Source organism: Clostridium pacaense, from assembly GCF_020709765.2.
Lineage (GTDB): Bacteria > Bacillota > Clostridia > Lachnospirales > Lachnospiraceae > Enterocloster > Enterocloster hominis.
This window is the reverse complement of record NZ_JAJFEB020000027.1, coordinates 52,884-66,631: the sequence shown is the minus strand read 5'-3', so window position 1 is coordinate 66,631 and position 13,748 is coordinate 52,884. Positions and strand designations below refer to the sequence as shown.

General features: G+C 51.8%; 12 protein-coding genes. 2 read left to right on the top strand and 10 right to left on the bottom strand.

The window, feature by feature from the left end:
* Positions 1 to 86 precede the first annotated feature (86 nt).
* The 3 genes from LK536_RS55740 to LK536_RS55730 all read right to left on the bottom strand — a co-directional run bounded on the left by LK536_RS55740 (position 87) and on the right by LK536_RS55730 (position 3,425).
* Positions 87 to 779, bottom strand: a complete 693-nt coding sequence (locus LK536_RS55740; protein WP_025485770.1) for a C40 family peptidase — start codon at positions 777 to 779, stop codon at positions 87 to 89.
* Positions 780 to 978: 199 nt separating this feature from the next.
* Positions 979 to 1,488, bottom strand: coding sequence for an HAAS signaling domain-containing protein (locus LK536_RS55735; RefSeq protein WP_040380158.1), 510 nt, complete (start codon positions 1,486 to 1,488; stop codon positions 979 to 981).
* A complete protein-coding gene (locus LK536_RS55730) occupies positions 1,488 to 3,425 on the bottom strand; it encodes a fructose-bisphosphatase class III (protein ID WP_040380161.1) in 1,938 nt (645 codons plus the stop codon). Before LK536_RS55730 ends, LK536_RS55735 begins: the two co-directional genes overlap by 1 nt.
* A gap of 142 nt (positions 3,426 to 3,567) precedes the next feature.
* Between LK536_RS55730 and LK536_RS55725 the strand changes: the two genes are divergently transcribed.
* Positions 3,568 to 4,371, top strand: coding sequence for an MBL fold metallo-hydrolase (locus tag LK536_RS55725; protein ID WP_227797072.1), 804 nt, complete (start codon positions 3,568 to 3,570; stop codon positions 4,369 to 4,371).
* A 170-nt stretch (positions 4,372 to 4,541) separates the two neighbouring features.
* On the opposite strand, the gene LK536_RS55720 is transcribed toward LK536_RS55725, so the two are convergent.
* The 6 genes from LK536_RS55720 to LK536_RS55695 form a co-directional block, all read right to left on the bottom strand.
* Complete coding sequence (locus LK536_RS55720) at positions 4,542 to 5,756, bottom strand: iron-containing alcohol dehydrogenase (protein WP_025485766.1); 1,215 nt, start codon at positions 5,754 to 5,756, stop codon at positions 4,542 to 4,544.
* An 84-nt stretch (positions 5,757 to 5,840) separates the two neighbouring features.
* Complete coding sequence (locus tag LK536_RS55715; protein WP_227797074.1) at positions 5,841 to 6,623, bottom strand: sugar phosphate isomerase/epimerase family protein; 783 nt, start codon at positions 6,621 to 6,623, stop codon at positions 5,841 to 5,843.
* The gene (locus LK536_RS55710; protein WP_025485764.1) at positions 6,592 to 7,773 is read right to left on the bottom strand and encodes an ABC transporter ATP-binding protein; all 1,182 of its coding nucleotides are present in this window, start codon (positions 7,771 to 7,773) and stop codon (positions 6,592 to 6,594) included. The genes LK536_RS55715 and LK536_RS55710 overlap by 32 nt, the downstream gene beginning before the upstream one ends.
* Positions 7,774 to 7,786: 13 nt before the next feature.
* A complete protein-coding gene (locus LK536_RS55705; RefSeq protein WP_227797076.1) occupies positions 7,787 to 8,611 on the bottom strand; it encodes a carbohydrate ABC transporter permease in 825 nt (274 codons plus the stop codon).
* On the bottom strand, positions 8,601 to 9,491 hold the full coding sequence (locus LK536_RS55700; protein WP_025485761.1) for a carbohydrate ABC transporter permease: 891 nt from the start codon (positions 9,489 to 9,491) through the stop codon (positions 8,601 to 8,603). The genes LK536_RS55705 and LK536_RS55700 overlap by 11 nt, the downstream gene beginning before the upstream one ends.
* Positions 9,492 to 9,649: 158 nt before the next feature.
* On the bottom strand, positions 9,650 to 11,059 hold the full coding sequence (locus tag LK536_RS55695; protein WP_227797078.1) for an ABC transporter substrate-binding protein: 1,410 nt from the start codon (positions 11,057 to 11,059) through the stop codon (positions 9,650 to 9,652).
* A gap of 341 nt (positions 11,060 to 11,400) precedes the next feature.
* Between LK536_RS55695 and LK536_RS55690 the strand changes: the two genes are divergently transcribed.
* On the top strand, positions 11,401 to 12,366 hold the full coding sequence (locus tag LK536_RS55690) for an Rpn family recombination-promoting nuclease/putative transposase (protein WP_227797079.1): 966 nt from the start codon (positions 11,401 to 11,403) through the stop codon (positions 12,364 to 12,366).
* Between the two features lie 190 nt (positions 12,367 to 12,556).
* Here LK536_RS55690 and LK536_RS55685 read toward each other — a convergent pair whose 3' ends face one another.
* Complete coding sequence (locus LK536_RS55685; RefSeq protein ID WP_227797080.1) at positions 12,557 to 13,747, bottom strand: BMP family ABC transporter substrate-binding protein; 1,191 nt, start codon at positions 13,745 to 13,747, stop codon at positions 12,557 to 12,559.
* Position 13,748 lies beyond the last annotated feature (1 nt).

The window sequence follows — 13,748 nt, the reverse complement described above, 5'->3', positions numbered from 1 at the left end:
TCGCTACGCTTGGCGGTAAATACCCACGACTGGACTTTCACCAGCTAGATGAGTGCCATGCTCGGCACACTAGAAAAGCCTGCGTCTTATGACAGCAGGCTTACAATCTTAACCGGGGTGCGGTAATCATATGGGGAAGTCTTGATTCCCGTTTTTTCTGTGGATGCATGGACTATCTGTCCATTGCCAATATAAAGGGCCACATGGTTGATGCCGCCGGATCCGCTGTAGAACAGCAGGTCACCTGGCTGCATCTCCTCCTCGGATACCTGCCTTCCATAGGATGACTGTCCCCTGGAAGAATGAGGAAGGCTGATGGATGCGGAGTTGGAAAGCACGTATCTTGTGAATCCGGAGCAGTCCACGCCGCGGTTGGGGTCAGCGCCTCCGTACACATACCGGCCGCCCACGAACTGCATGGCATACTCCACTACCTGACGGCGCTTTTTGACGTTCTCATCCACGGATTCACGGGCTTTTTCCACTATGGTGGCATTGCCTGCGGTGCGTATGAAGCCTTCCCGTCCGCCGGTCCTGATCTTCACCCAGCCCTGGTTGGCATTGGAAAGCACCTCATAGGTCTGGCCTCTCATGACCTGGCCCTGCCTGCCGGAGAACTCGCTTGCATATGTATAGACATCCACGCTGGGGGCTTCTATCTTAACCACATAGGAAGAACGTGTCTTCACCTCGGCCTGCCTGGCTGCTGCCTGGCTGTCCTTTGGACAGGAAAGCACCAGCCCCGTGCACAGGCATAATGCCCCTGCTAATTTCAACATCCCTTTACAAAATCCACCAAAATCCACTGAAACTCTCCTTACCTTATCCTCTATATTCCCATTCAATATGTTACGTAATTATTACATTTATTAAGATAGAGTATATAATTAATTCACATATTTGTCAATATAGGGACGGGAGATTCTCTCAGCGCCAATGTCTTTATCTATGTCTTCACCTATGCCATTACCGATTCTCTTATCTGTGAGGCCCCCTGAACATCCACACCACCATCATGATTAAAAGTATGGGCCAGATATAGGACAGGATCCATCCCGCCAGCCCCATGATGCCGAAGAATACGGTCATGATCAGGAATATGACCAGCAGCACCACCAGGCCGGCAATCAGCCTCACATACCACTTACTGAAGTCCACATAGTGGACATGGGGGTCTGTCTGCCTGCCGTGGGGCGTTCCTGTTTCCCTCTGGGTATAGCTTCCCTGCGCCTCATCAAAGGCAGGACCTGAACCAAACGTCTCAAAGCCATCCGGCCTGTCTTCGGTGTCCAGGGCCGCGTCCACAATGGTCCTGGCGATGATCTTAGGGCCGCCCAGGCTTTCAATCACATCCTCCTCGGCCTGCCCCTTGGCGGCCTCATCCGATATATAGGAATCATAATATCTCAGGTTCTCCTGAATGATGGAATGGGGCACGCGCCCCTCCAGTTCAGCTTTCAGTCCCTGCAAAAATTCTAATCTGTTCATTACTCAACCCTTTCTTTTATAGTACCTTCCCTGTAGGCAGCCACCAGTTCCTTCAGGTCCGCAATCTGTCCTTTCAGTTCCCGTCCCTTGTCCGTGTCAGCCACCATGACCCTGGATTTTACCTTTTCCACCACGGATACCTTGGGTGTGCTTTCTTTCTTCGGGTCAAAGGGCATGTGTTCCGCCAGGGCCAGGTGATGGGAATTATAAATCAGGGTGTATCCTGCAATCCCAGTGGTACTTTGATATGCTTTTGACAGCCCTCCGTCAATGATGAACAGCTTCCCGCCTGCCTTCATGGGCTTTTCGCCGTCCTTTAATTTCACAGGCACATGTCCGTTGATGATATGGGAACCCTCCACGGGAAGGCCGAATTCCTCCAGCAGCCTGTTGCAGAATTCCTCTTTTACACTTAACTGGTAGTAGGGGTTCATGACCTCTTTATGGGTTGCCTTTTCCGCCACGAAATAATGTTCGAAGGTGGTCATCTTATCCTTGCCGAACACCGGGGACTTGGCCCCGCACCAGAGATACCACATCATATCCACGGCCCTCTCCCGGCCCTCTGCCCCCTCAGGCATGAAGTATGCGTTCTGCATCTGCCTGTCAAAATAATCCATCAGTGACTTCCCCCCATAGGAAACGCCGTCTATGGTTATGGTGTCAAAGGAACCGTCCTTCTTCATGGGGATGCAGCCATGGTACAGAAGATTGGAGTTGTAACATTTATACATGCCTCCGTGGGAATAGAGGAAACGCACATGCCTGTGGAGCAGCCCGCTGTGCTTAAAGGATGCCTGAAGGGTCCGCAACAGCTCCTTTTCCCCGCGGCTCAGTTCCAGGGGATTCTTAGGGTCCACGGTAGGGAGGTTCATATCCATCATGGGATACTCCTTGCCGTCAATGGCCACTGTCCCATCTTCATAGTTTACATTGGCCAGCATCACCCGGTCATCCATCTCATATTCAGGATGGCGGCGTATCATGGCCCCCTCCACCTTGAACTGGATGACGGCAATGGCCTTGTGCATCTTGGCTGCCAGGCCGGGATCCACGGCGTCATAGATGTTCTCGTCCAGGATTTTGGGCATGAACCTGGTGCAGGGGTCATCCTGGTATACCTTGGCCGCAAACATGGACAGGGGGCGCAGGTTGATGCCATAGCCGTCCTCCAGCACGTCAAAGCTGTTGTAGCTGATTGCAATGCGCAGCACGTTGCAGATACAGGCCAGGTTGCCTGTGGCGGCTCCCATCCAGGAAATATCATGGTTGCCCCACTGCACGTCCACGTCATGGAAACACATCAGCTCATTCATGATGATATCCGCCCTTGGGCCTCTGTCATAGATGTCCCCGATAATATGCAGATTGTCAATGGTAAGGTTCTGGATCAGATGGCACAGCGCAATGATGAACTTGTCCGCAATGCCGTTGTCAATAATGGAATGGATGATTTCATTGTAATATAACTTCTTATTGTCATCATTATAGTCCACGTGGAGCAGTTCATCGATGATATACGCAAATTCCATGGGCATTTTCTTGCGCACCTTGGAGCGGGTGTACTTGGAGGATACCTCCTTGCAGCTCTGGACCAGGCGGTAGATGGTTATCTTCTGCCAGTCCTCGGTAAAATGTCCCTGCTTTATCATTCTTCCCAGATTCCGCTCCGGATAATAAATCAGATTGGCCAGCTGCACCTGTTCCTCTTCCGGGATCAGGTGTCCGAAGGTATCCTTGATTTTCTCGCGGGTAATGCCCGAGGACGAGCGGAGAAGGTGGATGAATGCCTCATATTCCCCGTGCAGGTCGCTGAAAAAGTATTCCGTTCCCTTTGGAAGGCTGCAGATTGCCATGAGGTTCACGATTTCACTGGTCGCCGCCTTTACCGTAGGGTATTCTTTTGCCAGAAGCTGTAGATATGCCAAATCCCTCATTGTCATATTCTCCCCAATCACAATTGCATTTTATTTAAAGTTATAGTAACATATTCTTAACTAAATGAAAAGTTTTTCCAGCTGAACAAAGGGTTAATATTGATTAAGAATATCTAAATTTTTTCAAAGGAGACGGGAATTTATGGAAGAATTATACGTGTTTGGAACAGGCAATGCCCAGGCAGTGCACTGCTATAACACCTGTTTTGCCATCCGGGAGGGAGATGGATTTTTCATGGTGGACGCAGGAGGGGGCAACGGCATCCTGCGAATCCTTGAGGAGATGGATGTGGATCTGTGCCGTATCCACAACATTTTCGTGACCCATGAACACACGGACCACATACTGGGGATTGTATGGATGGTGCGCATGATTGCCACTGCCATGCGAAAGGGCAGATATGAGGGCGAACTGCGGATTTACTGCCATCAGGGCCTGGTGGACACCATATCCACCATCTGCCGCCTGACCATGCAGGCCAAGTTCTACAAGATGATCGGCAGCCGTATCTTCCTGGTGCCCGTGGAGGATGGCGAGACGGTCCGCATCATGGACTATGACGTAACCTTCTTTGACATCCTTTCCACCAAGGCCAGGCAGTTCGGCTTTACCACCATTTTAAAGAACGGACGCAGGTTCACCTGCGCAGGGGACGAACCCTATAACCCGGAATGCCGACCCTATGTGGAGGGCAGTGACTGGCTTCTCCACGAGGCCTTCTGCCTGTACCGCGACAGGGAGATATTCGAGCCATACGAAAAGCATCACAGCACGGTAAAGGAAGCCTGTGAACTGGCCGAAAGCCTGCGCATCCCCAACCTGGTACTGTGGCATACAGAGGATAAGGACCTGGCCCAGCGCAAGAAACTATATACAGCTGAGGGCAGGGAGTATTACCATGGGAACCTGCTGGTTCCGGAGGATGGGGAAATCATTGCGCTGTAAGGCTGCCAAGGTCCGTTTCTCCATCCGCGTCTGCCAAGGTCACAGCCCTCACCTTATCCTTCCCCATACCAGCTTATGGGGGCGGGTCAGGGCGGCAATACTGCGGAAATAAAATCGGACTGCGTGCTTTTCCAATAAGCCCGCAGTCCATATTTATGCCTTTTTACCGCTTATCCATATATGGTAACCGGACCGGATGTCTCCGGGTCCATTGCCATCCTGTAAATCTGGATCATCTCTTCCTTGCCCAGTTCAACAATTCCAGGCAGCCTGCGTGTCCCCATGTTGGTGCACTTGTCCGCCATCTCCTCAATCTTTTCCGGCTCCACGCCCAGTTCCCTTATGGATACCGGCATGCCAAGGCTCTTATAGAAATCCTCGGTTGCCTGGATTCCTGCCAGGGCGGTTTTCATGGGGTGTTCAAAGTCCATGTCAATGTTCCACACATTGACGGCATACCTTGCAAAGCGGTTCACGTCATGGACACATACAAACCTTGCCCAGGAAGGCCACAGGGCTGAAAGTCCTGCGCCATGGGCAATCCTTGGGTACATGCCGGAAAGCTCATGCTCCATCTGGTGCACCTGCATCAGGAAATCCCTGCCCGCGCTGGTCAGGCCGTTATGGGAAAGGCTGCCCGCCCACATAAGGGTTGCGCGGGCCTCATAATCCTCAGGATCCTGGTCCGCAGCCTTGCCGGCTTCAATGGTGGATTTAAGCAATGCCTCCGCAATCCGGTCCGTAAGGTCCGTATCCTTTGTCTGGCTGAAATACCGCTCCAGTGTATGCATCATGATATCCACGGTCCCGCACCCGGTCTGGTACTTATTCACACTGTAGGTCAGTTCGGGATTACAGATGGAGAACAGGGGACGGTGTGTGACGCTGTTAAAGCCCCTCTTAAAACCATTTTCCTCATTGGTGATGACGCAGGATGCGCTCATCTCGCTGCCTGAGGCGGCCAGGGTCAGGATGGTCCCCACGGGAAGCGCTTTCTGCGGAACGGCCTCGTGCTTAAAATAAGTCCACACATCCACATCCGGATTGCCTGCACCGTCCGCAATACACTTGGAAGAGTCAATGACGCTTCCGCCGCCGACCGCCAGCACAAAATCAACATTTTCCTTCAGGCATAGTTCGATTCCCTGTCTTGCCATGGAAAGGGTGGGGTTGGCCTGTACGCCGCCCAGGGTCACGTACTCAATCCCCTCTTCCTTTAACGAATCCAGGACCGCGTCCAACAGCCCTGTCTTCCTGGCGCTGGCTCCGCCAAAATGCACCAGCACTTTCTTAAATCCATACTCTTTTACAAGTTTCCCTGCCTGAAGATGGGTATCCTTTCCAAATATCATTCTGGTCGGGGTGAAAAATTCAAAATTCTGCATGATGTAGACCTCCTGTTTTAACATTCAAACTGTCTTCATTATACAAAAAAGCCATGCTCTTTTCCACCTGATTTTAATCTTATTTCAAAAAATGCTGAGCAGCCTCTCTATATCCTCACAGATCCCGTCTTCATCCCATGAGGTCCCGGCCGAGTATTCCAATACCCAGTCCGCCTCCGGCGTAAGCTCCATGCACTTGTCCAAGAACCGTTCCACGTCCAGCGTCCCGTCCCACAACCTCTGGTGGCTGTCGTGAAGCCCGTCATTGTTGTGCAGATGGTATGCCACAATCCGGGACTGAAGTTCACTCATGACCCGGGGCAGGTTCCATCCGTTGGCATGTGCGTGTCCGATGTCAATCAGTACCTGATAGCCTTCCTCCCTGCACACCCGGATAAACGCATCTTCATCCAAAAGCATATTTCCCCTGCTGATGACGCCTGCATTCTCTACTACTACCGGAATGCCGCAGGCCCGGGCCATTTCCCCAACCCTCCGGTAATTGGCGCAGGCAGTCCGTATCATCCCGTCCTTTTCCTGTACCCGGCAGTTATTATGGTGATATACCATATACCGGCTGTCCAGCATCTGTCCGTACTTAAGGGTGGCGGCCGTCATATCCATGGTCCTCCTGTACTCCTCCGTGTCCTTGGCAGCACTGTGCTCCGCCCCGTAGTATGGTCCATGGAAACTGACCGGCACTTTCTTTAGTTCCGGAAGGCATTTCTGCAGCAGTCCTTCATACCCCTCTTCATGAAACATGGGAAACAGTTCCACCCCCAGCCTGCCTTCATAGCGGTCCAGATAGAACAGCACCTTCTCCAGTTCCCCTGCCTCATACATATTGGTACTGATTAACAAAGCCATGGTTTTGGCCTCCTTTACCTGTTTTTTCTTCCGGCTGTACAATATAGGGGGCATTGGCTGCTTTAATCTGTTCCGGGTATCCAAGGGATATCTGGCTGACACGGTCGAACAGGTGGATCCGTTCAAAGTCCGGAATAATATATACCTTCTGGCCGGGAGCCGGTATATTGCCTTCGCTGACAGCAATGAGCTCCATGCCGTCCGCCTCCACGTACACCCCATAACGGTTCCCATAATCCTCCACGTACTTCACCGTGGCAGCAATGGCATTATCCTCCGGCTTCCCGCTGAGTACCATGTGCTCAGGCCGGATGCCAAAGTACAGGCGGCCCGACGGATTCTGTTTTGCCAGGGCACACCACATCCCGGGAAGTCGTATGCTCTGACGGCCAATGACCAGTGTCCCCTTTATATAAGAGGACTCCACGATGTTCATGGAAGGCGAGCCGATAAAGCGTGCCGTGAACACATTGGCCGGACGGTTGTAAACATTCGAGGGGGTATCAAGCATCTGCATCTTCCCCTCATGCATCAGGGCAATCCTCTGCCCCACGGTCATGGCCTCTATCTGGTCATGGGTCACATAAATCATGGTCTGTCCATAAGTCTCATGGATCTTCACCAGTTCCTTCCTGGCCCGCAGCCTGAGCTGGGCGTCCAGGTTGGACAGCGGTTCATCCAGAAGGAAATAGGCCGAACGCTTGACAACCGCCCTTGCAAGGGCCACCCTCTGGCGCTGTCCGCCGGACAGATCCTTAGGTTTCCTGTCCTCCAGCCCTTTTAAATCCAGCATTTCCACCACGTCCTTCAGCCTGGCCTTAATTTCCTTCTGTTCCATCTTGTGTGCCTTAAGCCCATAAATGATGTTGTTCCTCACGGTCATGTGAGGGAAAAGGGCATAGTTCTGAAACACCATGGATACTCCCCGTTCCCCGCAGGGCACGTCATTGACCAGGCGGCCGTCCATGAAGAGACTGCCCTTTGTCAGCTTTTCCAGCCCGGCAATCATGCGCAGGGTGGTGGACTTCCCGCACCCCGACGGCCCAAGAAGGATCAGGCGTTCCCCTTCTTTTATCTCCATGTTCAGGTCCTTGACAATCACATTTTTATCATAAGCTTTGTCAACATGCTCAAATACAATATTCTTCATCTGCTTCCTCCTTTTATCCCTTAATGCCGGACATGGCAAAGGTATTGATGATATAACGCTGGAACACGATATAAAGGGCAAGGGGGATCATCATGGTCATGACCGACACGGCCATGGCAATGGTAAATTCCGTCCCGCCTTCCGAACTGATATACATCTGCAATGCCAGGGACAGTGTATAATTTTCTTTTGATTTGAGGATCAATACCGGCCACACGTATTCATTCCAGGAATTAATAAAGAATATGATTCCGGTCGAGATGATGGAGGGCCGTACCAGCGGTATGACAATGTCCTTCATGATTTTCAGGTTCCCGATATCCTCCATCCTGGCGGCCTCTATCAGCGCCCTGGGAATCCCCCGGATGGACTGCCGCAGAAGAAAGATTCCCAGCACATCCGCCAGCTGGGGAAGCGCCACACCCCATATCCTGTCACTAAGCCCTGCCTTTGATATCATCAGGTAATTAGGTATCATTGTTACCGTAAAAGGGATGAACATGGTGCTGAGCATGATGAAATACAGGACCCCTTTTCCTTTAAAATCAAAATATACAAAAGAATACGCGGCAAACAGGCTGGTCACGGTCTTAAACAGCGTGACCGTGGATGCGATCAGGAATGTGTTGGCCGTAATCCGCAGGAAAGGAAGTTTGCTGAATACGTGGATGTAATTCTGAAGGGTGGGCTTGGCCGGTATGATCTGGAACACGGTGTTGAACGCGTCCTGCATTGTCTTAAAGGAATTGGACAGTGCGAACAGGATGGGCATCAGAAGCAGGAACACCGCCCCCAGAAGAAGGAGATGCCATCCTGGCTGCATTTCCCTAATTTTCATAATATACCCCTTTCTCCACAAACCGGAACTCCAGCACCAGAAGCAGGATGAATAATACCATGGTAATCACGGAAACCGCAGAGGACGTGCCTGTACGGTACAGGGTAAATGCTTCGTGGTAGGACATGTAAATCATATTGGAACTGGCGTAATTAGGTCCTCCCTGGGTCACCACCTTGATGGGGGTGAACACATACTGAAGCCCCTGGACAATGGTGGTTATGAATACGTAGATTCCGGTGGCGGAGCTCATGGGCACCACCATATCCTTAAATATTTTCCACAGGGGCACATTGTCCAGCCTGGCAGCCTCTATGACTTCGGACGATACGCCGGACACGCCTGCAAGGATGATGATGAAGTTATATCCGAACACCTTCCAGGAGGTCACAAGGCTCAGCACCGCAATGACCCAGCCTTCTGTCTTGGACCAGAAGGGCAGGGACAGGCCAAACGCCTTGAGCACAAGGGCCACAGGCCCGGAAATCGGATTCAGGATCCAGATATAAAGGATTGAACCCACAACCAGCGAGATGACGCTGGGCAGGAAGAATACGGCCTTATAAAATCCCTGGCCTTTCCGGATGACCGCGGAGAGGATGAAGGACAGGATATAGGGCAATACAAAATTCACTGCCAGGAGAATCAATATATACAATACGGTATTTCCCGCAATCCTCCAGGAATTCGGGTCCTTTACAATGGATATGTAGTTTGCCAGGCCCACGAACTTCTTCACCGGCTTTACCATGTTCCACTCGAAAAAGCTGAGATATATGGTATAAAACAGCGGATAAAACATAAATACGGCAAACACGGCAAGGGATGGGACCAGGAATACATATCCCAGGATGGTCTGCCGTTTTTCTTCACGATTCAATGATTTCTACCTCCATATACAAATGATGCAGATACCTCCTGGAAGGTATCTGCCTGAAAACCTGTCTGTGTGCTGCACTGCCCCTGCGGCTGCTGGTCCTGAAACTGTCAGACAACCGTTCCGGTAACTGCTCCTCTGCCGTCCCGGACGTATCTGCCCTACTGGGACAGAAGCAGCTGGTTGATGGCATCCTGGGTGCTTGTCATTCCCTCCTGGGCAGTTACCTGTCCGCCAAGAATCTGGTCCCTCATATCCAAAAGCATCTGCTCCGCCTGAAGTCCGGCATCCCCCGGAAACGCGGTCCACGGCACAACTCCGTCCATCTGTTCAATGGCCGCTGTCATCATCTGGTTTTCCGCCAGGAAATCCTTCAGCCCGTTCTCCGCCTCTGCCACGTCCTTCCTTGGAGGAACATACCCTGTCCCCTCGGTCCAGGCAGCCATGGACTCCACACTGTAAAGGTATTTCTCAAATTCCCATGCTGCCTTTATCTGGTCTTCGCCCTGAGCCGTTATGGCCAGGAAACAGCCTCCGGCAGGCACCATGCGTTCCCTGGTTCCCCATACAGGGGATTTGACCGTTGCCACATCGAACCGGGCGCCCTTTTGCACGGAGGCCCTTCTGGCGATGGTGGTATAGAGCATTGCACAGTTTCCGTCAATAAAGCTTTGGCAGCCTTCTTCCCATGAGATATGAAGGGCCGTCTTATCCTTCACCATATCCGCATACAGCTGCATGGCCTCTATTCCTTCCGGTGTTGCAAAGGATGCCTCCTTCTTCCCCTCGCCGTTCACAGTCAGCATCCTTGCCCCATTGCTCTCAATCAGGCCCTGCTGTGCCCAGAAATCCGCAGGTTCCTGCATATAGAATCCGTACTTTCCCGTCTTCTCCTTGACCGCTGCCGCAAACTCACTGACCTCCTGCCATGTTGCAGGCCCCTCTTCAGGAAGCCCTGCTTCCTTCAGTATATCCTTATTGACATACAGCACGGGATTGCTCAGGGAGTAGGGAATCCCCACCTGGGAACCCTCACTGTCCACTGCCAGTCCCAGTACATTGGGAAGGAATTTATCCTGAAGGAAGGTCTTATCTTTCGTGTCATACATGTCAATTGCATCCTGAGGTGACACATAAGAAAAGTTATTGGAAAAATAGTCCAGGAATGCCCATCCAATCTGCACCAGGGCCGGGGAATTACCTGCTGCTGCCTCTGCCTGTAGGTTCTGCATCAGTCCCTTATACATATCCGGATTATATTTTGCCACCACCTCAATATGGTCGTTGCCCTCGTTAAACTTTTTAACCAGCTCATCAACCGTAAGCCCTCCCTGGGTCTCTGCATTGCAGTGCCAGTACTCAATCACTGTCTTATCCGTACTTTTGCCCGCGGTTCCATCGGCAGGACGTTCCCCGCCCTGGGCCTGCTGGGTGGTCTGGCTTTCCTGGCTGGTCTGGCCTGCTGCTGCCTGTCCGTCCGTTCCCTGTGTGGATGATGCGCCGCAGCCTGCCAATGACGCAACCACCGCTGCTGTTGTAAGAGCCAATATGCGTTTCACACATTTCCTCATTGATTTGATTCCTCCTTGTTTTCACAATCTTGTCTTTTTCTATCCTAAAGAATCAATGTAAATTCCATAAGAGAAGTTTTGTAAATTCTTGGTATTATTTGTGCGGAAGGGATTTTCCAGGCAGTTGTGGATTTATATTTCTTTATATTTATTTTAGGAAACAGATATAAATCCTTCCTTGTATCTGCCTTCATCCTGTGCTATGATTTCCATAACGCAGGATATTCCTGTCCTGCCGGAGCATGTTTGATAACAGCTCTGATCTGGGATACTCTGGCGGTTCTGCCATCGTTACCCTTACCGATACCCATTAACCTATAAAACTGAAAAGGAGTGATGTCGTGGCAGAGCGGAACCTGTACATGAGGAAGCTGCTGAACCATCCGGCGCGTTTCGCTGATTTTTATAATGGAACCGTATTTGGAGGCCGGCAGGTTTTAAGGCCGGAACAATTGTCTGACGTGCCCAATGAGCAGGGAATTGTAATCCTGGATAAGGATGGGAAGAAACGCGTGGTGGAACGCAGGAGGGATATCATTAAAAAGGCCTCCTTTGGGGCATATTTCATATTGGCTGCCGAGGAAAACCAGGATACCATCCATTACGGCATGCCGGTGAGGAACATGATGTATGACGCGCTGGATTATACGGAACAGATGGAATGCCTGAAGCAGGCCCATAAGAGCCGTGGCGATGTGCTGGATGGCGGCGGGTTCCTGTCAGGAATCACCAGGGAGGACAGGCTGATGCCCGTTGTTTCCCTTATCCTGTATCACGGCTCCAAACCCTGGGATGGACCCAGATCCCTTTATGACATGCTGGGACTGGATGCATCCGCGAAAGAAACCCTTGCTTTAAAGCAGGTGCTTCCCGACTACCGGATTAATCTGATTGATGCGTCCAACATAGAGCATCCCGAGCATTTCTGCACCAGTTTACAGCACGTATTCTCTATGCTAAAATATAATACAGATAAACAGAAGTTCTACGGATATGCAAAGCAGCACCAAAAGGACCTGCTGGATATGGATGACGATTCCATGCTGGCCATGCTTACTCTTTTAGGTGAACAGAAACGGCTGCTGAAAATTCTGGAAACATCTTCAAATGATACAAAGGAGGGAACCGATGTGTGTATCGCCATAGATGAATTGATTAACGATGGGAAAATCGAAGGAGAGCACAGGCTTGCCACCCTGATGGACAGACTGTTCAAGGATGGACGGGTCGGAGATGCCAGGCTGGCTGCCAGCAGTCCGTCTGCCCGGAAGATATTATATAAGGAATACGGATTGTCAGAGGATTAGGGCGTGTTTGAAAATTGCTTTCCGTCAACCCACTCCCCGGCACCATATTACAGAACCAAAAAGGGCAGGCAGCCCCAAGTGCCGCCCGGCGCATCTACGCCGGGCCGTACCAGGGGCTGCCTGCCCAAATCCAAACTTCCTCCCAAAAGGGAGGTCCGGGGAGCCAGTACCCCCGGACCAATTTCACCTCTTACTGGCAATTCTCATTAATAAATGCCTTTACCTCATCCTGTCCCTTGCCGATGGCGCTCTTAACCTCGATGGAGCCATCTGCGATTCCGGCCTTTGCTTCCTCTAACTTTGCCTTGCCCTCATCAGACAGAAGTCCGTTTAACTGGTCGCCTTCCACGATGCCTACAGCGCCGTCGGACAGACCCAGGATCTCATACTCGCCAAATGGCAGTGTGCCGTTGTCCAGGTACTCGCCGATTACATTGTATACGGCATTGCCCACTTCCTTGATGACGGATGTGGCAAACTTCTCCTGGATGGCCTTGTCATCCACATACTGCAGGGACTGGTCGCTGTCCACGCCGATTACAAACTTCTGGGCCTCTTCTGCAGCATTGTGGACACCGTTGCCGGAACCTCCTGCGCATGCGAAAATCACATCCGCGCCAGCATCATTGTACTGGGTCATGGCCTGTGTCTTGGCTGTGTCAGGATCGTTCCATGCGCCTACGTAGTTGTATACAATCTTGATGTCAGGATTGTAGTACTTGGCACCCTGGATATAGCCCCACAGGAATTCCTGGATGACCAGGGACTCGTCCATGCCGCCGATAAATCCGATTACATTGGTGGGGTCCATGCCCTCTGCGCCGTTGGCAGCAATATCAGCCGCCGCAATGCCGCCCAGGAAAGCTGCCTGGCTTGTGGCAAAGTCAACACCGTACGCATTGTTGTTCTCACACTGGTCGATTACGTCCTCGCTGATAATGGTAAATGCAATGTCAGGATACTCATTGGCAACCTCCACCAGGTTGTCCTTGAAATCTGAAGCAGTGATGATCAGGTCAGCGCCCTTGTCAGCCGCCTCATACATGGCCTGCAGGTTTGCCTGGAGGTCAGCGGTGGTCTCCACCACATGCACATCCGCCCTGTCAGCATAATCCTTCACTGAGCGGTCGCCTCCGGCCGCCATGCTGTCCCAGTAAGACAGGTCGCCCCTGTCACGGATGAATACATAAACCTGCTTCTTCTCCCCGCTGTCAGCAGCCGCTTCTCCTGCGTCCTTGCCGGCTTCTGCGCCAGCCTCTGCCTTTGTCCCATTGTCCTTGGCCGCCTCTGTGGAGCCGCCGCCTCCGCCGCAGCCCGTGAGCATTCCGCCCACCATTACGGCTGACATTGCCAGTGCTGCAATCCTCTTCCAGTTCTTCATA

What these genes read in the sequence shown, in the direction of transcription:
- LK536_RS55715 (WP_227797074.1), bottom strand. Translation starts at nt 6,623, where the DNA reads ATGGCTTTGTTAATCAGTACCAATATGTATGAGGCAGGGGAACTGGAG.
- LK536_RS55720 (WP_025485766.1), bottom strand. Translation starts at nt 5,756, where the DNA reads ATGCAGAATTTTGAATTTTTCACCCCGACCAGAATGATATTTGGAAAG.
- LK536_RS55730 (WP_040380161.1), bottom strand. Translation starts at nt 3,425, where the DNA reads ATGAGGGATTTGGCATATCTACAGCTTCTGGCAAAAGAATACCCTACG.
- LK536_RS55710 (WP_025485764.1), bottom strand. Translation starts at nt 7,773, where the DNA reads ATGAAGAATATTGTATTTGAGCATGTTGACAAAGCTTATGATAAAAAT.
- LK536_RS55735 (WP_040380158.1), bottom strand. Translation starts at nt 1,488, where the DNA reads ATGAACAGATTAGAATTTTTGCAGGGACTGAAAGCTGAACTGGAGGGG.
- LK536_RS55695 (WP_227797078.1), bottom strand. Translation starts at nt 11,059, where the DNA reads ATGAGGAAATGTGTGAAACGCATATTGGCTCTTACAACAGCAGCGGTG.
- LK536_RS55740 (WP_025485770.1), bottom strand. Translation starts at nt 779, where the DNA reads ATGTTGAAATTAGCAGGGGCATTATGCCTGTGCACGGGGCTGGTGCTT.
- LK536_RS55705 (WP_227797076.1), bottom strand. Translation starts at nt 8,611, where the DNA reads ATGAAAATTAGGGAAATGCAGCCAGGATGGCATCTCCTTCTTCTGGGG.
- LK536_RS55725 (WP_227797072.1), top strand. Translation starts at nt 3,568, where the DNA reads ATGGAAGAATTATACGTGTTTGGAACAGGCAATGCCCAGGCAGTGCAC.
- LK536_RS55685 (WP_227797080.1), bottom strand. Translation starts at nt 13,747, where the DNA reads ATGAAGAACTGGAAGAGGATTGCAGCACTGGCAATGTCAGCCGTAATG.